The sequence below is a fragment of the Marinobacterium sp. xm-g-59 genome (assembly GCF_013283315.1).
GTDB lineage: Bacteria > Pseudomonadota > Gammaproteobacteria > Pseudomonadales > Balneatricaceae > Marinobacterium_E.
Genome location: NZ_WBYR01000001.1, coordinates 391,221 through 410,727, shown reverse-complemented (window position 1 = coordinate 410,727; position 19,507 = coordinate 391,221). Strand labels below are relative to the sequence as shown.

Annotated in this window: 16 protein-coding genes; 9 read left to right on the top strand and 7 right to left on the bottom strand. The window is 47.1% G+C overall.

The genetic code is table 11. The annotated features are described in order from the left end of the window. Window positions 1-81: 81 nt before the first annotated feature. The 3 genes from sucC (at window position 82) to XMG59_RS01945 (ending at window position 2,843) form a co-directional block, all read left to right on the top strand. Entirely contained in the window at window positions 82-1,248 is a 1,167-nt protein-coding gene (gene sucC, locus XMG59_RS01955; RefSeq protein ID WP_173481571.1) for an ADP-forming succinate--CoA ligase subunit beta, read from the top strand. Between the two features lie 2 nt (window positions 1,249-1,250). After that, window positions 1,251-2,132: a succinate--CoA ligase subunit alpha gene (gene sucD, locus XMG59_RS01950; RefSeq protein ID WP_173484287.1), complete on the top strand. Its 882-nt coding sequence runs from the start codon at window positions 1,251-1,253 to the stop codon at window positions 2,130-2,132. 267 nt (window positions 2,133-2,399) lie between these two features. Continuing rightward, window positions 2,400-2,843 carry a transposase gene (locus tag XMG59_RS01945; RefSeq protein WP_173498133.1) on the top strand — a complete coding sequence of 148 codons (444 nt, stop codon included), beginning with the start codon at window positions 2,400-2,402 and terminating at the stop codon, window positions 2,841-2,843. 75 nt (window positions 2,844-2,918) lie between these two features. Here the strand turns inward: XMG59_RS01945 and XMG59_RS01940 are convergent, their stop codons facing one another. Then, a complete protein-coding gene (locus tag XMG59_RS01940; RefSeq protein ID WP_173498132.1) occupies window positions 2,919-3,734 on the bottom strand; it encodes an alpha/beta hydrolase in 816 nt (271 codons plus the stop codon). A 191-nt stretch (window positions 3,735-3,925) separates the two neighbouring features. On the opposite strand from XMG59_RS01940, the gene XMG59_RS01935 reads away from it, so the two are divergent. Next, window positions 3,926-5,641 carry a long-chain fatty acid--CoA ligase gene (locus tag XMG59_RS01935; protein WP_173498131.1) on the top strand — a complete coding sequence of 572 codons (1,716 nt, stop codon included), beginning with the start codon at window positions 3,926-3,928 and terminating at the stop codon, window positions 5,639-5,641. A 270-nt stretch (window positions 5,642-5,911) separates the two neighbouring features. Here the strand turns inward: XMG59_RS01935 and pgi are convergent, their stop codons facing one another. Further along, window positions 5,912-7,501 (bottom strand): glucose-6-phosphate isomerase, encoded by a 1,590-nt coding sequence (gene pgi, locus XMG59_RS01930; RefSeq protein WP_173498130.1) that lies wholly within the window; start codon window positions 7,499-7,501, stop codon window positions 5,912-5,914. A gap of 594 nt (window positions 7,502-8,095) precedes the next feature. On the opposite strand from pgi, the gene XMG59_RS01925 reads away from it, so the two are divergent. The 5 genes from XMG59_RS01925 (at window position 8,096) to XMG59_RS01905 (ending at window position 12,694) form a co-directional block, all read left to right on the top strand. Continuing rightward, window positions 8,096-8,938 (top strand): porin, encoded by an 843-nt coding sequence (locus tag XMG59_RS01925; RefSeq protein ID WP_173498129.1) that lies wholly within the window; start codon window positions 8,096-8,098, stop codon window positions 8,936-8,938. Between the two features lie 241 nt (window positions 8,939-9,179). Then, window positions 9,180-10,646, top strand: coding sequence for a glycosyltransferase family 39 protein (locus XMG59_RS01920; RefSeq protein ID WP_173498128.1), 1,467 nt, complete (start codon window positions 9,180-9,182; stop codon window positions 10,644-10,646). Between the two features lie 8 nt (window positions 10,647-10,654). After that, window positions 10,655-11,614: a glycosyltransferase family 2 protein gene (locus XMG59_RS01915; RefSeq protein ID WP_173498127.1), complete on the top strand. Its 960-nt coding sequence runs from the start codon at window positions 10,655-10,657 to the stop codon at window positions 11,612-11,614. A gap of 2 nt (window positions 11,615-11,616) precedes the next feature. Further along, window positions 11,617-12,327, top strand: coding sequence for a bifunctional 2-polyprenyl-6-hydroxyphenol methylase/3-demethylubiquinol 3-O-methyltransferase UbiG (locus XMG59_RS01910; RefSeq protein ID WP_173498126.1), 711 nt, complete (start codon window positions 11,617-11,619; stop codon window positions 12,325-12,327). Next, window positions 12,311-12,694: a GtrA family protein gene (locus XMG59_RS01905; RefSeq protein ID WP_173498125.1), complete on the top strand. Its 384-nt coding sequence runs from the start codon at window positions 12,311-12,313 to the stop codon at window positions 12,692-12,694. Before XMG59_RS01910 ends, XMG59_RS01905 begins: the two co-directional genes overlap by 17 nt. Before the next feature lie 21 nt (window positions 12,695-12,715). Here XMG59_RS01905 and XMG59_RS01900 read toward each other — a convergent pair whose 3' ends face one another. From XMG59_RS01900 to XMG59_RS01880, 5 genes are all read right to left on the bottom strand, one after another. Next, entirely contained in the window at window positions 12,716-13,756 is a 1,041-nt protein-coding gene (locus XMG59_RS01900; protein WP_173498124.1) for a LacI family DNA-binding transcriptional regulator, read from the bottom strand. 139 nt (window positions 13,757-13,895) lie between these two features. Next, a complete protein-coding gene (locus tag XMG59_RS01895) occupies window positions 13,896-15,512 on the bottom strand; it encodes an alpha-glucosidase (protein ID WP_173498123.1) in 1,617 nt (538 codons plus the stop codon). Window positions 15,513-15,692: 180 nt separating this feature from the next. Then, on the bottom strand, window positions 15,693-17,027 hold the full coding sequence (locus tag XMG59_RS01890; RefSeq protein WP_173498122.1) for a glycoside hydrolase family 32 protein: 1,335 nt from the start codon (window positions 17,025-17,027) through the stop codon (window positions 15,693-15,695). A 202-nt stretch (window positions 17,028-17,229) separates the two neighbouring features. Then, entirely contained in the window at window positions 17,230-18,381 is a 1,152-nt protein-coding gene (locus tag XMG59_RS01885; RefSeq protein ID WP_173498121.1) for a carbohydrate ABC transporter permease, read from the bottom strand. After that, window positions 18,381-19,379: a carbohydrate ABC transporter permease gene (locus XMG59_RS01880; protein WP_173483173.1), complete on the bottom strand. Its 999-nt coding sequence runs from the start codon at window positions 19,377-19,379 to the stop codon at window positions 18,381-18,383. The genes XMG59_RS01885 and XMG59_RS01880 overlap by 1 nt, the downstream gene beginning before the upstream one ends. Window positions 19,380-19,507: the final 128 nt, after the last annotated feature.

Genomic DNA, 19,507 nt, shown 5'->3' with positions numbered 1-19,507 from the left:
AAAGCTTGAAGCGCTTTTGTTCAGATCGATGGCACGGGTAACCCCGTGTTCGTTTAACCGACCTAAATAACGGACTATAGAATGAATCTTCACGAGTATCAGGGCAAGCAGCTGTTTGCACAGTACGGTCTGCCAGTGTCACAAGGCATTGCAGTCGATACACCGGAAGCAGCCGCAGAAGCAGCCAAACAAATTGGCGGTGATAAGTGGGTTGTTAAAGCACAGGTACACGCAGGTGGCCGCGGTAAAGCGGGCGGCGTTAAACTAGTAGACTCTCCAGAAGAAGCAGCAGCTTTCGCAAAAGATAAGCTAGGTACTAATCTGGTAACTTACCAAACTGACGCGAACGGTCAGCCAGTCTCTAAAATTCTTGTTGAGACCTGCACAGACATCGCAAACGAACTATACCTAGGTGCGGTTGTTGACCGTTCATCACGTCGCATTGTCTTCATGGCATCGACTGAAGGTGGTGTAGAGATCGAGAAAGTCGCTCACGAAACACCTGAGAAGATTCTTAAAGCAACCATCGATCCTTTGACTGGCGCGCAGCCATACCAGGGTCGTGAGCTAGCATTCAAGTTGGGTCTTGAAGGCGTACAGATTAAACAGTTCGTCGCGATCTTCATGGGTCTTGCGAAGATGTTTGAAGAGAAAGATCTAGCTCTTCTAGAGATCAACCCGCTGGTGATCACTGACGAAGGCAACCTACATTGTCTAGATGCGAAAGTCGTTATCGATGGCAACTCGGTTTACCGTCACAAAGATATCCAGGCAATGGAAGATCCATCACAGGAAGACGAGCGTGAAGCACGCGCGGCTGAGTGGGATCTTAACTACGTAGCACTAACCGGCAACATCGGTTGTATGGTTAACGGTGCTGGCCTTGCAATGGGTACTATGGACATCGTCTCTCTACACGGCGGTTTCCCAGCAAACTTCCTTGACGTAGGTGGCGGCGCGACGAAAGAGCGTGTTACTGAAGCGTTCAAGATCATTCTTGAAGACAGCAAAGTTAAAGCGGTATTGGTTAACATCTTCGGTGGTATCGTACGTTGTGACCTAATCGCAGAAGGCATCATCGGTGCTGTTAAAGAAGTGGGCGTAGAAGTTCCAGTGGTTGTTCGCCTTGAAGGTAACAACGCAGACCTCGGCTCTAAACTGCTATCTGAATCTGGTTTGGATATCATCGCGGCTACCAGCTTGACTGACGCTGCACAGCAAGCAGTTAAAGCAGCAGGAGGCAACTAATCATGTCAGTACTAATTAACAAAGACACCAAAGTAATCTGTCAGGGTTTCACTGGTGGTCAGGGTACTTTCCACTCTGAACAAGCGATCGCCTACGGCACTAAAATGGTTGGCGGTGTGACTCCAGGTAAGGGTGGCACAACTCACCTAGGTCTTCCTGTATTCAACACTGTTGCTGAAGCAGTAGAGCAGACTGGCGCAGAAGCATCAGTTATCTACGTACCAGCGGCGTTCTGTAAAGATTCGATCCTTGAAGCGGCTAACGCTGGCATCAAGCTAATCGTTTGTATCACAGAGCACATCCCAGTCATGGACATGCTTCAGTGTAAAGTTAAGTGTGACGAGCTAGGCGTGCGTCTAATCGGTCCTAACTGTCCAGGTGTTATCACACCAGGCGAATGTAAGATCGGTATCATGCCAGGTCACATCCACCTACCAGGTAAAGTTGGTATCGTTTCACGCTCTGGTACGCTTACGTACGAAGCGGTTAAACAGACAACTGACGCGGGCTTCGGTCAGTCTACTTGTGTTGGTATCGGTGGTGACCCAATCCCTGGTTCTAACTTCATCGATATCCTAGAGATGTTCCAGAACGATCCACAGACTGAAGCGATTGTTATGATCGGTGAGATCGGTGGTTCAGCAGAAGAAGAAGCGGCTGCTTACATCAAAGCAAACGTAACTAAACCTGTTGTCTCTTACATCGCGGGTGTAACAGCGCCTCCAGGCAAACGCATGGGCCACGCAGGTGCAATCATCTCTGGCGGTAAAGGTACTGCAGACGAGAAGTTCGCAGCACTAGAAGACGCAGGCGTTAAGACTGTTCGTTCACTAGCAGATATCGGCGTAGCCCTATCTGAAGTGACTGGCTGGACAATGAAGTAATTCGCTTCTAGCTATAAAGAAAAACCCGCCTCGGCGGGTTTTTTTGTGTCTGTGGCTCGAAGCACCAGGGTCTGACCTTCGGTCTGACCCTGCTCTCAAGTTACGCTTAGACTCTGGAAGTTGACTGAGAAAGTCGGGTCAGACCGGAGGTCAGACCCGTAGCTTCGTAACTGCTTTAGTACTCCGGTGTCTGACCTCCGGTCTGACACCACTCTCTCAGCAAACTCTCAACCATGATCTATACTCCAAAGAAAAAGGAGTTTATTCATGGCAAGGAAGCCTAGATTTTGTCCCGCTGGTGTGCCGCAGCACATCATTCATCGAGGCGCCAATCGACAGTTTATTTTTAAAAATACGGCTGACTTTGAGTTCTACCTCACAAAACTTACAAGTTACAGTAATCAGTTTGGTGTCCAGCTTCTTGTTTGGGTACTAATGAGTAACCATGTGCATCTGCTAGTGACTCCCAGCAACGACGATGCGATAACGATAATGATGCAGAGATTAGCTGGTAGTTACGGAAGGTACTTCAACACAAGATATAAATGCACAGGACCTATCTGGGAAGGGCGGTTTAAAAATATCCCGGTGATTAATCCAACTCATCTAGAACAGATCAAGGCATACATTGAAAACAATCCGGTGCGGGCTGGTATTTGTGGTGATGAATCTCAATATAGGTGGTCTAGCGCGTTTTCTGGAAGACGGTGATGGGGTTGGGTCAGACCGGAGGTCGGACCCGTAGCTTCGTAAATACTCCGGTGTCTGACCTCCGGTCTGACACCACTATCTACTTCCGCTCCAATATCCACTCAATATCCACTCAATAGCCCGCTCAACATCCTCCGATCGAAACCGCGTATGTTCACGATCCTCAAACCCCATAAACAGCTTCGGCTCTTCAGTAGCTTCAAAAAGCCTTATGCCTTGCTCGTAGGGAATGGTGTCATCATCGGTTGAGTGCATGATCACTAATGGCTCATGCACCTGTTGAACCTTATCAATCGAATCGAATCGATGTTTAAGCAGTAGATTAACCGGTAACCAGGGGTAGTCATCTGCCGCCATCTGGGCAATGGAGGTATAAGGCGCGGCTAGAATAACCCCTTTAAAATCGCGTTCAGTGGCCAGTTGAACCGCCACGCCAGTGCCCAGTGATTCGCCGTAGATGATCAGGTCTGATGAATTCAGATTCTGTTCTATGGCTAACCAATTAAAGATCGCACGTGCGTCGTCGTAAAAGCTAACCTCGCTGGGTGTGCCTGTACTTTGACCAAACCCGCCCCAGCTGAAGATCAACAAGCCTCGGTCATCTTCTGACAGAATGTTAATCAATCGACCACGTGTACTCAGGTTACGAGCATTACCGTGCAGATAGACAAGCGTCTCTTGTCCAGCTACTGCTGGCTTATACCAAGTCTGAAGGCGGTTGCCATGCGAGGTGTTGATAAAAATCTCACTTGCACCGGGAAAGACAGTTTCAACCGACTCCGTTTCGTAGGTCGGCTTAAAGATCAAAGATTCCTGCGCAAAGTACATGTACCCACAGGCTGAGAGGTAGATGAGTGTCAGCAGGATTGCAGTGCGTTTAAATAATTTCATTATTAAGTCTATCCATAGGTGACAGGCTGAAGCCAGTCACCGGTGTACTATACAGGCTACGAAGTCGTGGTGACTGGCTTTAGCCTGTCATCCGCCCTTGAATAACAATTTATATTCAAATCTAATACGAACAAAGCACCAAGTTAAGACTTAACACGTATTTACTATAAATTTATAAAAAAAAGATAAACATGAACCTAGTATCCCGCTTCTACAAACAGGTCGATCGTTTTCAAGATCGGACTTTCCTTGGCTACAAATCTGACGGCGAGTGGAAGACGCTCTCGTGGCAACAGACTGCCGATCAAGTTTCAACACTGAGTCACTATTTAACTCAGTACGGCGTTGGTAAAGACGATCGCGTTTTAATCCTCTCTGAAAACCGCCCTGAGTGGGCCGTCAGTGATTTGGCGATCATGTCCGTGGGTGCTTATGTGGTTCCAGCTTATACAGCACACACTGTTGACGACCTTCGCCATATTCTCTCGTTGACCAGTCCTAAATTTGCCATCGTCTCGTCCCAGGAGTTGGCCGATAGAGTCTTAGAAGCCAATATCAGCCACGAATGTGTCACTCATATGATTGTGATCGACCAGGGTGAGCATGATAAACCGGATTGGCATACCGAGATTTTACCTTGGCCTGAGGTCCAACAAGGTGTCAATCGTCCAGATCTGTCAGTCATAGACACTGACGATGTTTGTACCCTGATCTTTACCTCGGGCACAGGCGGTCACCCTAAAGCGGCGATGCTGACCCATAAGAACATTATTCATAACGTCGAAGCTGCTGCGCGGGTATTGGATACCATTCCTGTTAATGAAGAGGATCGGTTCCTCTCTTTCTTGCCACTCGCTCACGCGTACGAGCATACAGCAGGTCTGCATATGCCGATTACACAGGGTGCTGAGATCTTCTACTGTGAATCAACGGATAAGTTAGCTCAGTACTTAGGTGAAGTATCGCCCACAGTCGCAACGGCGGTTCCCCGCCTATACGACATGCTTTATGCACGGATCAAGTCGGGTGTGGATCGAGCCAGTGGATTCAGAAAAGGGCTCTTTTATAAGGCTTTGGCGATTGGCACGAAAAAGCTTAATGATGAAAAACTATCGCTGCTAGAAGCCATTCTTGATCCGCTATTAGATAAGCTGGTTCGCAAAAAACTGCGTGATCGTTTTGGTGGCAAGATCAAATACTTTGTTTCAGGTGGTGCACCGCTGAACCCTGAGATCGGTAACTTCTTTGCTGCCCTAGGTATCGGCATTATCCAGGGCTATGGCCAGACAGAGGCATCGCCACTGATCACCGTGAACCGCCCCGGTAATATCCGTATGTCGACCGTCGGTTTACCGCTCGATTGTGAATTGAAGCTGGCGGATGATGGTGAACTGCTTGTCCGTGGTGACAACGTCATGAAAGGCTATTGGCAGAATGAGTCAGCTACGGCAGTCACAATTATCGATGGCTGGTTGCACACCGGTGACCTAGCCGAGATCGATGAAGAGGGCTTTGTCTCTATTGTCGGACGTTCGAAAGATCTCATCGTCACATCCGGCGGCGACAACGTTGCGCCTGCCAAGCTAGAAGCGAAGCTGACACTGGAAGAGGAGGTGGATCAAGCGGTGGTACTTGGTGATGCCAAACCTTGGTTGTCCGCGATTATCGTTCCGTCTGAAGTCCTGCAAAAAGCGACAGACTCGGATGACGAGCTAGAAAAAATCATCTCTAAAGCGGTGAAGCGTGTGAACCAAGAACTTAACGGCACCGAGCGTATCCGTAAGTTCATCGTACAACGTGAGCTCTTCTCGATTGAGAATGGTTACGTAACACCCACACAGAAGATCAAACGCTCTAAAGTGATAGAAGATAATCAAGCGGCGATAGATCGATTGTATGGGAAGTAGTAACCCCTCTGGTTGGAGCGGTCTTAAAAAGGCCGCGATAAACTCTCTGTAAAGCAACAATTGTTGGAGCTAGCCAAAGGCGAAGCGATTTTAATCGCCTCATCTTCGATAAGGCTCCAACAATTGAAGTAATTCGGTGTCTGACCTCCGGTCTGACACCACTATCAAATTACGCAGATAACCTTAGAAGATATACCTAGCTTTCTTGCACCATTTTCTGGAAATCGACTGATAGAGTCGGGTCAGACCAAAGGTCAGACCCATTCAAACTTATGGTTTGACATGCTTACGCACCAGCGCCATCAACCCTTGCGTCGATTGGTCATACCCTTGCGTCGATTCGCCAATCTGCTGACTGATCTCATTCGCTAAGCGTTTACCGAGCTGAACACCCCATTGGTCAAATGAGTTGATGTTCCAGATAGCGCCTTGGACAAACACCTTATGCTCGTATAGCGCAATAAGTGCGCCAAGGTTGCGTGGGCTGATCTTATCCATCAGAATTACGTTACTTGGGCGGTTGCCTGGGCAGGTCTGGTATTCCAGAAGTCCATCAGAGTCATCGCCATTCATAAAGGCATTCGCTTGTGCCAGCATATTAGTAAGTAGCGCGAAGTGATGATCTTCAGTCTGCTCATCGGCTTCAAGGGATGCGATAAAGTCGATCGGTACATAGCGTGTGCCCTGGTGCAGTAGCTGGAAGAAGGCGTGTTGGCCATTGGAGCCGGTCTGACCCCAGACGATAGGCCCGGTTGCGTAATCAACAGGGTCGCCATTTATATCTACCGACTTACCGTTCGATTCCATATCAAGCTGCTGTAGGAAAGCAGGTAACTGATGAAGTGCTTGGTCGTAAGGGATAATCGCCTGAGTCTCAGCACCTAAGAAGTTGATGTGCCAGATACCGATGAGTGCCATCAGTACAGGCATATTTTTGTCCATTGGTGCTTCTACGAAGTGGCGGTCCATTTCGTAAGCACCTTCGAGCATCTCAATAAATGCGTCATAGCCAATTGAAAGCGCTATAGGTAAGCCGATAGATGACCAAAGCGAATAGCGTCCACCTACCCAAGCCCAGAACTCAAAGATGTTCTCTTGTGCTATGCCAAACTCCATCGCGGCAGCTTGGTTTGTAGAAACTGCAACAAAATGTTGGCTAATATCTTCGTGCCCGCCGGTCTGTTCACGGAACCAGCGGCGAGCCGTTTTAGCATTCAGTAGTGTCTCTTGCGTAGAAAATGTCTTGGTCGAGACAACAAACAGCGTGGACTTAGCATCCAAGTTTTTGAGCGTCTTCTTAATATGCTGGCCATCGACGTTCGAAATGAAGTGAAACTTAATGTCTGGGTGGCGGAATTGCAGTAGGGCACGTACTACCATGTTAGGACCTAGGTCCGAACCACCAATGCCAATATTAACCACATCGGTAATGCGGTTGCCTTTATAACCCTTCCAGTCACCGTTACGAACTTTCTCACTAAAGACTTTAAGTTTATCCAAGCTGGAACGAATCTCTGGCATCACGTCTACGCCATCCACAATCACCGGCTCATCACCACGGTTACGCAGTGCGGTGTGTAAGACAGGGCGTTTCTCTGTGACATTAATAATGTCACCCGAGAACATCTGAGCACGGCGTTGGCGCAAGGATGAGTGCTCTACCAGGTCGATTAGGGCTTTAAAAACATCATCATTAATCTTGTTCTTAGAGAAGTCCAAAAATAGCTCGCCCAAACGGACACTCATCTTATCGAAGCGTTTAGCGTCTTGCTTAAAGTAGTCGCTAATACGGTCCTCTTGAGTCTCTTGCGCGAGCTGCTCCAGCTTTTTCCAAGTCACAGATGAGGTAAGAAGATTCATTTTCGGCCCCTAAAAAAGGTTTTTTGTTTAAGTTACGTCAATTCTACGGGAATAAAGCGGTTAAATGAATATATTTACGTAATATTACTACATACTTTGTTGCAATTTTAATAGCATACAGGGTCTGACCTATGGTCTGACCCTACATTTTAATTACACACCAATCTCTGGAAATCGGCTGATAGAGTCGGGTCAGACCGGAGGTCAGACCCGTAACTTTAAAATTAGCTAGTGGCACCGGTGTCTGACCTCCGGTCTGACACCACTTTTACAGCTAACTCCCCAATTTTGTTACATATTCCAAAAAATAATGTTGTATATAACAAAATCATCTCAAAAATAACGAAACCTGAACGCTCTCTTTAAGTTATTGAAATTAAATGATTTTATATATCATTGAGTTTTCTGAACAAAAGATTAACGAAAAAAAAGTTAAAAACAGGAAACTTTTTGAAAAATTAGAGTTGACCCCTGTTGTAGTGGGGGATAGAGTGCAACCTGTCCAAAGCCAAACGGGTTTGGTGTATTCGTACAACAAATGATGAGTTGGCCGGATATTTGAGGCTTAAATAAATAATTCTGGAGATTTCCAAAATGAAAAAAATTCTAGCGATCGCAGTTGCAACTGCAATCTCAGCGCCAGCAATGGCTGACCTAACTATCGGTGGTTCTACTGAGTTCAACCTAAAGTCTGAAGACAGCACTACTACTCATGACGTTGAAACTAACGTTCAGTTCACTGCTTCGACTACTGCTGACAACGGCATGTTCGTTAAAGCATTCGTTGAGATTGAAGCTGCTGAATCTCAAACTAATGGCATCGATACTGATGACAACTACCTACAGATTGGTAACGCTGCTGCTAACGTTATCGTTGGTGAAAAAGCTGCATCTGTAGCATGGATAGGTGGTGATGATTCTTTCGAAGCAACTCAGACTACTTCTGACACGCTTTACACTGCTGAAAACCTAGATAGCCTAACTACTCAGGACACTATCCTCAACATTACTGCTGTTGAAGGTCTAACACTTCAGGTTTCAGGTAATGCTGCAACTTCTGGCTCTGACACTATGGGTGTTTATGCAGCTTACACTGCTGGCGGTTTCACACTAGCTGGTAACGTTGTATCTTCTGACACATCAACTGAAGACGGTTATGCACTATCTGCATCTACTACACTAGGTGAAGCAGCTGTAGCAGTATCTTTCGCTTCAAACGATGCTGAAGACACTGGTGTTGCTCTAAACGTTGGTTTTGGTGCATTTGATGTGACTTACGCGCGTTTTGATGACAAAGATTCTGGTGACGAAACTTCATTCTACGGTGCTTACAACGTAGGTGATCTAGGTCTTTCAGGTCTTAACATCGACCTAGGTGCTGGTTCTGGTTCTGACCGTGAATCTCTAATGGGTGTGGAAGTTACATACTCATTCTAATTTAGCGCTGAGCTAGACTCAGTTGCTTATTAGATAGAAGAGGGGCTTTTAGCCCCTCTTTTTTTATGTCTAGCGTTTGGTGTTTTTGGTATAGTTTGGGTGAGTGACTGCGGTGGTATTAACTAGTTGTGCAGTTGCTGAAATTGCGGATGACAGGCTGAAGGCCTGTCACCGGTGTTTTTCCAAACTACGAAGTGACGGTGACTGGCTTTCAGCCTGTCAACTGCTTTCTCGGATACGAATGAACTTCATCGAACGCTACTCACTCTGGCTACTAATTACTCTCCAAATCCTCGTTTGGGGTGTTATAGCACCTGCCTTCCACACATCACTACCGCTGGATGTTGCAGATATCCTTACTTTAAGCAGCGAAGGTGTCATCGCAAACTACAAACACCCAAATCTACCGGGTTTGTTACTTGATCTTTTTATCGGTGTTACGGGAGAAGTTGAGGTTGTCTATCTACTGTCTCAGCTCTCTATCGTTGTTGCCTACGTTGCTATCTACCTATTAAGCAAAGAGTTTATCGGCAAGCAGAAAGCGCTAGTAGCTACGCTACTGACTAGCTCTATCTTCTACTACCACTGGCCTACGCCGGAATTTAACCACAACGTACTACAGATGCCGTTATGGGCGCTGGTTACCCTGTTTGCTTGGCGAGCGGTGACAGTTCAAAAGCTGCTTTATTGGATAGCTTTAGGGTTGACTGCAGGTGCTATGGTCTGGACCAAGTACTCTGCGGGTATTCTGCTCTTATGGGTATTCATCTGGCTGCTAGTAACTCCATCTGGGCGTAGATCATTTAAGAGTATAGGTCCTTGGTTTACGGGGATTCTCTTTTTGGTAATTGCCTTACCACAGGTGTCGTACTTGATCGATTCCGATTTTCTTCCTATTCACTACGCGCAAGATCGTGCCAGTAGTGGTGGCATTGCGGACAGTGTCTCGTTTTTAGGTGCACAGCTGGCTGATCATCTCTTCTTTATCATTTTGCTTATTATTGGTGGCTTAATAGGGCGAGGTGCTTTAGTTGCTAAGGCATCGCGTGTATTTGATAAAACCAACTTCCTATGGTTGGTTGTCATTGCTCCAGTGGGAATGGTTGCTTTACTGCCGGTTATTGCGGGTATGGGGCTTAAGCCGATGTGGGGCACGCCTATGTTCAATTTTAGTGGATTGGTGATCCTCTACTTCTTGGGCGGTCGTGTAACGGATGCTCGGGTGCGACGAGTCATATTGGGTGCGCTGCTAATAATTCCTTTGGTGGGAATGCTTTATGCAACTCAACATATCTATCGTGCAGATATGAGTGATAAACCGATGCGCACCTTATGGCCTCAGGCTGAAATTGCTGGTGAGTTAAGAGCTGCGTATCAGGTGGAAACAGGTTTGCCATTAAAAATAGTGGCAGCTACAGATTGGTTGGGTGGTTTGATTGCCTCTAGTGGCGGTGAGCAGTTACGTGTGCGTATTGATGCTGACCTAGTCAAATCGCCCTGGGTGACGGATAAAGATGTTTCAGCGAATGGAGTGCTGGTTGCTTGGCTATCAGGGCAGGCGTTACCTGCTTCCATGACTGATTTTATAGAATCTAAAGGATACAAACCTTCGGATGCTAAAAGCCGGTCATTCATTTGGCACCCTTCAAAAGCTGACAAACCGATTCAAATTGAATACATTGCTATACCACCATCCATTAATAAGTGACCTTGCTTGTGAGCGCTACTCCATCATCTCCCTATCTCTCTATTGTTGTTCCTATCTTTAATGAGTCGGAGAGTCTTGCCCCCTTTTTTGAGCGAATTACACCGATTCTTAAATCGACTGGCTTAGATTACGAGATTGTCTGTGTCAATGATGGGAGTCGAGATACCACCTACGAGCAGCTTTGCGAAATGCGAGCAGAGTACCCAGACATCAAGGTAGTCGATCTATCGCGTAACTTCGGTAAAGAGCCCGCTTTAACGGCTGGATTGGAACTATGCAGTGGCGATATTGTGATCCCGATGGATGTCGATCTGCAAGATCCACCAGAATTGATACCTGAAATGATCGCTAAGTGGCAAGAGGGTTTTGATGTCGTATTGGCGATTCGCTCGGATCGCTCGACAGATAGCTTCATGAAGCGTTTTACCGCCAATAGCTTCTATAAGCTGTTTAGTCGTGTCAGTGATGTTGATCTGCCCGATAACGCAGGAGACTTCCGTTTGATGGATAGGCGTGTCGTAGAGGCGCTTAAAACTCTCCCAGAGCGTACACGGTTTATGAAAGGATTGTTTGCCTGGCTCGGCTTTAAAACCACTCAGCTCTACTTCAAACGTGAAGAGCGTTTTGCGGGTGAAGGTAAGTGGGGCAGTTGGAAATTATGGAACTTTGCCTTAGACGGTATTTTCTCTTTTAGCACTACGCCACTGCGTATCTGGACCTATTTAGGTTTTGGTTTGTCAATGCTATCTGTTATGTATCTTCTCTATGTTGTGGTCAGTACCTTGCTATACGGGAATGAAGTAGCGGGTTATCCATCTTTAGTGGCAATTATGCTTTTTTTTAATGGCGCAATCCTCATGGGATTGGGTGTGGTTGGAGAGTACGTTGGTCGTATTTTTCTTGAATCTAAACGCCGACCAATCTATCTAATTAGAGAAAAAGTCGGATTTGATGAAGAAAAAGGTTAAGCATGGATTTAAAAGAGAGTGAATTACTTGGTAATCAGGTTGATAATCATTGGTATTACAGGGCGAAAGCGATTGCTCTTGAAAAAATTTTAGATAACAGAAAATTTAATTCACTATTGGATGTAGGTTCAGGTTCAGGTTTTTTCACTAAGCATTTACTTAATAAAACAACTATAAATGATTCTATATGTGTAGATATCGGTTATGAAGTTGAAACTAAAGAGTTTTTAGGTGAGAAGCATGTTAGTTATTTAAAATCTGTTGAGAATAGTGATGCTGACTTAGTAGTTTTAATGGATGTTCTTGAACATGTAGAAGATGATCATGCTTTATTGAAAGAGTATGTAGATAAGTGTAAGCCTGGAACTACATTCATAATATCTGTTCCAGCTTTTCAATTTATGTGGAGCGATCATGATGTGTTTCTTGAGCATTTTAGAAGATACAATGTCATTGAACTAGAAAGCCTTGTTTCTGGAGCAGGCTTAAAACTAGAGAGAAGTTGTTACTTTTTTTCGTTGGTTTTCCCAATTGCATTTGCAGTTAGAATGTTAGAGAAGATATTTAAGAAGCCTTCCTCGCCTAAGAGCAGTTTGGTAAAGCATTCTCGTATTGTGAATACGGTTTTATTTAGTTTGTGTAAAATTGATTTGTCTTTTTTTAAGTATAATAGATTGTTCGGATTGACTGTTTTTTGTGTTGCTAAAAAATAAATTAACTAATTATAGATTTTTTAAGTTTTTATCGGTTGGCGGTTCTGCAACCCTATTGCATATTATTGTTGTTGTATTTTGTATCGAGTTTTTAGGCTTTAATCAATTGCTTTCTAACTCCATTGCTTATGTGATTTCTAATTTTTTTGCATTTAGTGTCAATACAAAATGGAGTTTTAAGGGAGTGCTTACAAAAAATACATTTTTTAAGTATCAGGTTGTTTCAGTTACTTCTTTTTTTGTGTTGATATTTATATCTTCAGCTAGTGACAGCTTTGGACTCCATTACTTAATAGGTCTTCTTTTTGTTATTTTAGTTATTCCTGTATTTACCTTTATGATGCATAAATATTGGACATACAGGTGACTCAATAAATATGTGATACGATTACGGGCAAGAGTCGCCGATCAGCAGCTCCGTCGGCATTACCACATCCTCACTCATGCGATTCTCAATGAACAGCTTTGCAGCCATACGGCCTTTTTCGAACGAGTGCTGTTGTATAGTGGTGATCGCCTTGGGCATGGCCTGTGCTTCTGGTATGCCATCAAAACCGGTAATTCTGAGCTCTTCTGGGAATTTGATGCCCATTTGCAGTGCTGCACGCATGGCGGCGATAGCCATGACGTCGGATTGGCACAGCAGTAGATCGGGCCTATTGGGTTGGCTTAATACTTGGTAGGCCAGTTTGAACGCTTCGTCATAGTCGTTGACGTGAAGGTTCCAGATCTGATCCATGGGGCGTTCGATTTCTGCTTCATCGAATGCATCAAAATAGCCATTTAGGCGATCGAGAGAGAGACGAAGGCCGACGGTTTTTAGGGTTTCTTCGTTGGCTTGGCTAATGCCTTCATCGGAGGTGATACGCAGTGCCAGTATGGCCGGGTTCTTGGATGTCTGCTTCAGTGCATGTTTAGCGATCTGGTAGCTCGCTTCGCGGTTATCAATGTTAACCGACCCATAACCCTCTATCTTATGATCCACAACAATCAGGCGCTTCTGCTGACGTTTTAGGTGTTCTAGCGTTGGGCCAGGTGGGATAAAGCCGTAGACAATAAATCCATCCACCATTGATTCATGCAGGCGCTGACGGTTGGCGTGATCCAAATCCCTTGCCGACAGCAGCAGCATATTGAGATGCGCCTTATCGAACTCATCGGCTAAGCCAGAAAGAAAGTGGCTAGCGACGTAGTCGTTCATGGAGTAGGCAAGACGATCGGTTAGCACAATGCCTACTACACCCGAGCGGCCTGTGCGTAGATAGCGCCCAGCAGCGCTAGGGCCGACGTAACCGAGCTCTTGGCACTGAGCCAGGATTTTGGTGCGAAGCGCTTCTGAGAGCTGATCAGGGCGGTTAAAGGCGTTTGAGATGGTGGCTGTAGAGACACCAATCGCTTTCGCCACCTCTTTTATTGTCATCTTTTTCATAATCATCTCTACCTGTTGGAGCCTTATTGTCTCTACCCGTTGGAGCCTTATCGAAGATGAGGCGATCCCATTTAAGTTAAAAGCATCGCGACCTTTTTAAGGACGCTCCAACAGCCTGCTAAGAGCACATCCACGTTATTCAAACCTCCGCAAACAAGGCCTGATAGGGCGGCAGTACAATCGCACCATGTTCGTATCGGCCGCTAAAACCGTGCCCAGTTAAAACTGCTTTGATCGCTCCGCTGTAGGGCACCGTTAACTCTGTACCGGTCATATTGATCGCGACTAACAGTGACTGTTCATCAGATTGACGCGTGAATATAAAGGCTTCGCCTGTTTCTTCAACCAACTCCATATCGCCTTTAATCAGTGCAGGCTGTTGTTGGCGCCATTGAATGAACTGACGCATTTTATGAAGCATTGAATCGTTTTGCTGCTCTTGCGTTTCAACGGACAGAGCTAGATGCCTTGGATCGACTGGCAACCAAGGTTTAGCTTCAGAGAAGCCTGCACCTTGGTCTGCATTCCAAACCATCGGGGTACGACAGCCGTCACGGCCTGTGTACTCTGGCCAGAATTCAATGCCGTAGGGGTCTTGTAGTGCTTCAAAAGGGACATCGGCTTCTGGTAGCCCTAGCTCTTCGCCTTGATAGAGACAGACGCTACCGCGCAGGCTCATCAGCATGGCCATAGAGACCAGTGGGAATTGGTTTGGATCCTCTTGCTCGCCCCAGCGTGTCGCGCTGCGCTTCACGTCATGGTTTGATGACGCCCAGCAGGGCCAAGCATCACCCGCGTTCGCTTTAAAGGTGGTCATCACTCGACGGAAGTAGTCCGCACTGTGTTCGGGTGATAACAGGTCAAAGGTGTAGGCCATGTGCAGCTTATCACCACCGGCCGTGTACTCCGCCATGCGCTGCAGTGGATCGGTATGATCGACGCCGATCTCACCGACCATGCTTCGATCGTCATACTCATTGAGCAGGTCTCGCATCGCTTTCAGGAAATTCAGGTTTTCTGGCTGACTCAAATCGTACTGGTGAGTTTGGCGAACATATGGGTTCGAAGCGTCGACACTGTTGATGTACGGTGTGCCCTCTGGATGCGGTGGGTTATCTTGCAGACCAGCGCTGTGGTAGTAGAGGTTCACAGTGTCAAGACGGAAGCCATCGACACCCAAGTCTAACCAGAAGCGCATGTTATCCAAGTTCGCTTGGAACACCTCAGGGTTGTGGAAGTTAAGGTCCGGTTGGCTCGTTAAAAAGTTGTGCAGGTAGTACTGCTGACGTTGTGTATCCCACTGCCATGAAGAACCGCCAAAGATCGATAGCCAGTTATTGGGCGCGGTGCCATCCGGTTTTGGATCAGCCCAAACATACCAATCGGCTTTCGGGTTGGTTCTATTAGACCGGCTTTCAGTAAACCAGGGGTGTTGATCCGAGGTGTGTGACAGCACCTGATCGATCATCACTTTTAAACCGAGTTCGTGTGCGCGAGCAACCAGCGCTTTGAAGTCATCGAGCGTGCCAAACATAGGGTCGACATCGCAGTAGTCAGAGACGTCGTAGCCAAAGTCTTTCATCGGTGACTTGAAGAAAGGGGATAGCCAGATGGCATCGACACCCAATGAAGCGATGTAATCTAGCTTGGATGTGATACCGGGGAGATCACCAATCCCATCGCCGTTGGAGTCCATGTAGCTGCGAGGATAGATTTGGTAGATGATACCGCCTTTCCACCAGGGGTTGTTGTTCATAGTGTTGTCTCTACTTTTATCATTCTATTAGTGGTGTCAGACCAGAGGTCAGACACCGGTATAAATGTTTGGGTCTGACCTCTGGTCTGACCCTGCTTTTGTTGGAGCTTTATCGAAGATGAGGCGATCCCAGATCTATTTAAAGCTTCGCGACCTTTTTAAGGACGCTCCAACACTCTTTTAAGGGTGCTCTGGAAACGACCTTTGCGTAATACTCATCAATCCATCAGCCAGCAGCATCTCTAGCCCTGCTTCACTGAAGATCCACTCTACATTCAGCGGCCCGTTTACACTCAAATCCCGGCTGTATTGATGCGAAAAGTGTCGGTTTAACTCGTCATCAACGGTATTAACAGAGCGACCAATACTTATCTGGTAACGCTCTTCTATACGTTTGATCTCAATGCGATGCTCTTCATCGTTAGAAGCAAAATAGGCCGATTCACCGTCGTTCAAATTGAATTGAGTGCTCTGGTGTTTGCCCTTGTTCAACCTAATAGAGTCGGTTGGCTGAATGACCTCGGCTTCTGAACGACACGCAAACTGTTGTGCGACTCTTAATCCATCAGCGCTCTCTATCAGTTTCAACTGACGAGGCAGTGTCATCTGGCCATTGGTGACTGAGCAGGGGAGCTCATTTGCGTAGCGCCAGTTGCTAAACCATGAGATGGCCAGTCGTTGATTGTTGGGTGCGTCTGACCAGCTCTGTGTCGCATAGTAGTCGCGCCCCTCATCTAACAGCAAAACAGTGTCGGCCGAGTTGCGGTTAGTAAACTGCACTCCGTCAAAGTCACCAATAAAGTATTGGGTGTACGAACCGTAGTGGATGTCGGGTGTCATGCCAATTCCGACTACCAGTACCCAAGCGGTTTGACCCTCTTCGGTGATTAACTCGAATAGATCAGGGCACTCCCAAGGGTGCCATTCGTGAGCCCCTTGGCCTTCACCAAACTCTGAGCAGAAGCTCCAATCGAGTAGATTTTTGGAGCGGTAGAAAGAGATGGTTTGACGTGTTGCCAGACACATAATCCAGTGCTGACTCTCTTCGTGCCAAAAGACTTTAGGGTCACGGAAGTCAGAAAAACCGGGGTTGCTCAAAACAGGGTTGTTTGAATATTTTGTCCAGGTCTCGCCACTGTCGCTAGAGTAGGCGATGCATTGATCCTGCTCGTAGCCGCGATCAAAACCCTTTTTGTCACGGTGAGCGGTATAGAAAGCGATCAGGCCCGCTTGGCCATCAAATAGGCCTGAGTCATCCTTCCAATCGACAATGGCACTGCCAGAAAAGCACATTCCCTGCTCGTCAGGCTCTAAAGCAATGGGTTTGTGCTGCCACTGATTTAGATCGGAGCTGACGGCGTGGCCCCAGTGCATAGGGCCCCAGGTCAGTCCTTCTGGGTAGTGCTGGTAGAGGAGGTGGTAACGACCGTCAAAATAGACCAAGCCGTTTGGATCGTTGATCCAACCGCGCTGAGCTTTAAAGTGCTCTGGTAGTGTTTGGTCTGGTTTGGTCATATTTTATCGCTGTTTTGGTGACAGGCTGAAGCCAGTCACCTTTGTTTTTTTAATTCACAAGTGACAGGCTAAAGCCAGTCACCTAATTCAGTTCATATCAACAGTGACAGGCTTTAGCCTGTCATCTGCTTTCTCAGTAATTTCCACACAGTGGGTGACAGGCTGAAAGCCAGTCACCGTGAAAGGCGGCAGCCATTTAGGCTTAGCCTTTCACTGATCCTGCTACTAAGCCGCGTACGAAGAATCGTTGCAGGGCAAAGAAGACGAGCAGCGGCAAGATAATACTGATGAAGGCGCCAGAGGTTAGCACTTCCCAGTTTGAACCGCGGGTACCGAGTAGGGCACGCAGTTGGGCAGTCAGTACAATCTGATCCTCTCCCTGTCCAAGGAATACCAGAGCTACCAACAGGTCATTCCAAACCCAAAGGAACTGGAAGATCGTGAAGCTGGCCAGTGCTGGTAGAGACAGAGGCAGAATGATTCTAGTGAAGACCTGGAAGTGACTCGCACCATCGACACGGGCACTCTCGATCAAATCACCAGGCAGGCTCTTCATGTAGTTTCGCATTAGGTAGATCGCCAAAGGCAAACCAAAGCCGGTATGTGCCATCCAGACACCGGGGTAGCCCTTACTCTCAAAGCCGAACATCTGACCTAGATCTGAGTAGAGACGCAGTAGCGGAACCAGTGAGGTTTGTAGCGGCACGACCAATAGACCGATAACCACAGCGAACAGCCACTCACGACCGGCAAACTGCATCCAGCTGAAGGCGTAGGCCGCAAAGGCTGCGATCAGAACAGGAATGACGGTCGCTGGAATGGTTACAGCCAGAGTATTCAGAAACGCCTGACCGATCTTGCCCTTATCCAAGACGTTGTCGTAGTTCTCTAGCGTAAAGCGTGGGGGTTGACCGTAAGCGAAGAAGATACGCTTACCACGGCTGCCGGTAATCTCATTGTCCTGGACATAGGTGTAACTACCGTCACTGTTAACCGTAAGCTGTGCGCCATTTTTTAGCGTCGCCGTCTCACCGGCTGGAACCTCTTCTGGATCCCGTGAACTGCTGCCGAACGCCAATATATTCTTGAACTCGGTGCCATCTTCAGCAGTCAGTTGGCCGCTCAAGACAAATTGACCGTCGATCTGCTGTTGTGTCTCAGGTAGATCGGTTCGAGCAAAGGTGACCTGTTTTGACTCATTAAACGAGGTCCACCAGCCCGATGCCGCCAACTGATCTTTGTCACGAATAGAGCTGACAAACAGACCCAGTGTTGGAACTAGCCAAAGAATCACCAGGGCGGTTAGTGCCGTGCCGTTGAAGAACCTTGGCAAGAAAGAAGATTGTGTACTCATTAGCGTCCTGCCTCATCTTTACGGAAACGGTAGATGTTCCAAGCCATGATTGGTGTCACTGACAACATGATAATGATGGCAATGGCACTGCCTCGGCCAAAGTCACCGGCGCCGCGGAACATCCAGTCATACATTAGGTTGGCCAATACTTGGGTTTCCCACTGGCCATTGGTCATCGCCAAGACAATGTCGAATACTTTCAAAACCAGAATGGCGATGGTGGTCCAAACCACGATGACCGTTGGCATGATTTGCGGTAGTGTGATTCGGAAGAATAGCTGACGACGGTTAGCGCCATCGATGATCGCTGCTTCTAGTGTCTCTTCAGGAACGCTACGAAGCGCTGCACCTAAAATCACCATCGCAAAACCGGTCTGAATCCAAATTAGGATGACCATCAGCAGTACAGAGTTCCAGATCTCCATCGATAACCAGAACTGCGGTTCGCCACCAAACGCCACCACAATGGCGTTAAGAATGCCGATTTGAGTGTCGCCCTCACCGTTGTAGTGATAGACGAACTTCCAAATAACCGAGGCGCCAACGAATGAGATCGCCATCGGCATGAAAATGATCGATTTGGCGATGGTACCGAACTTGGCACGATCGGCTAACACAGCTACTGCGAGACCAAAAACAGTAGAGAGCGTTGGCACAATGATCAGCCAAAGTAGGTTGTTGCGCAGCGTAATGTGGAACTGTCCATCATTAAACAGCCAGGCGTAGTTGGACCAGCCAACAAACTCTGTGGAGTCGGAATTTTGGAACGACAACCACAGGGTTTCGAAAACAGGGTAGACAAGGTAGAGCGTCAAGAAGAATAGCGCCGGCCCCGCAAATAGCCATGGGCGGATCTTCTCGCGAAGTACCTCTTTATTAGCGCGTGATGATTTTGAAATCAGTGCATCTAGAATCCAGTTGCTGCCCCAGAAGTAGATAATAACCGCCGATACACCAATAAGGATCGCGATTAGGGCAGAGTAGATCTGTTCAGTCATAGTGGTCTCAATATGAGTCGATCAGAGAGTGGGATCAGACCAAGAGTCTGATCCCTCTTTTGAATCGCGACCTCTGCGAGATCGCTCCTACAAATCTGTAGGAACTTTATCGCAGATGAAGCGAGTGC

Bases quoted from the DNA above. Each gene is read 5' to 3' on its own strand.
- sucC (WP_173481571.1), top strand. From the start codon at position 82: ATGAATCTTCACGAGTATCAGGGCAAGCAGCTGTTTGCACAGTACGGT.
- sucD (WP_173484287.1), top strand. From the start codon at position 1,251: ATGTCAGTACTAATTAACAAAGACACCAAAGTAATCTGTCAGGGTTTC.
- XMG59_RS01945 (WP_173498133.1), top strand. From the start codon at position 2,400: ATGGCAAGGAAGCCTAGATTTTGTCCCGCTGGTGTGCCGCAGCACATC.
- XMG59_RS01940 (WP_173498132.1), bottom strand. From the start codon at position 3,734: ATGAAATTATTTAAACGCACTGCAATCCTGCTGACACTCATCTACCTC.
- XMG59_RS01935 (WP_173498131.1), top strand. From the start codon at position 3,926: ATGAACCTAGTATCCCGCTTCTACAAACAGGTCGATCGTTTTCAAGAT.
- pgi (WP_173498130.1), bottom strand. From the start codon at position 7,501: ATGAATCTTCTTACCTCATCTGTGACTTGGAAAAAGCTGGAGCAGCTC.
- XMG59_RS01925 (WP_173498129.1), top strand. From the start codon at position 8,096: ATGAAAAAAATTCTAGCGATCGCAGTTGCAACTGCAATCTCAGCGCCA.
- XMG59_RS01920 (WP_173498128.1), top strand. From the start codon at position 9,180: ATGAACTTCATCGAACGCTACTCACTCTGGCTACTAATTACTCTCCAA.
- XMG59_RS01910 (WP_173498126.1), top strand. From the start codon at position 11,617: ATGGATTTAAAAGAGAGTGAATTACTTGGTAATCAGGTTGATAATCAT.
- XMG59_RS01900 (WP_173498124.1), bottom strand. From the start codon at position 13,756: ATGAAAAAGATGACAATAAAAGAGGTGGCGAAAGCGATTGGTGTCTCT.
- XMG59_RS01895 (WP_173498123.1), bottom strand. From the start codon at position 15,512: ATGAACAACAACCCCTGGTGGAAAGGCGGTATCATCTACCAAATCTAT.
- XMG59_RS01890 (WP_173498122.1), bottom strand. From the start codon at position 17,027: ATGACCAAACCAGACCAAACACTACCAGAGCACTTTAAAGCTCAGCGC.
- XMG59_RS01885 (WP_173498121.1), bottom strand. From the start codon at position 18,381: ATGAGTACACAATCTTCTTTCTTGCCAAGGTTCTTCAACGGCACGGCA.
- XMG59_RS01880 (WP_173483173.1), bottom strand. From the start codon at position 19,379: ATGACTGAACAGATCTACTCTGCCCTAATCGCGATCCTTATTGGTGTA.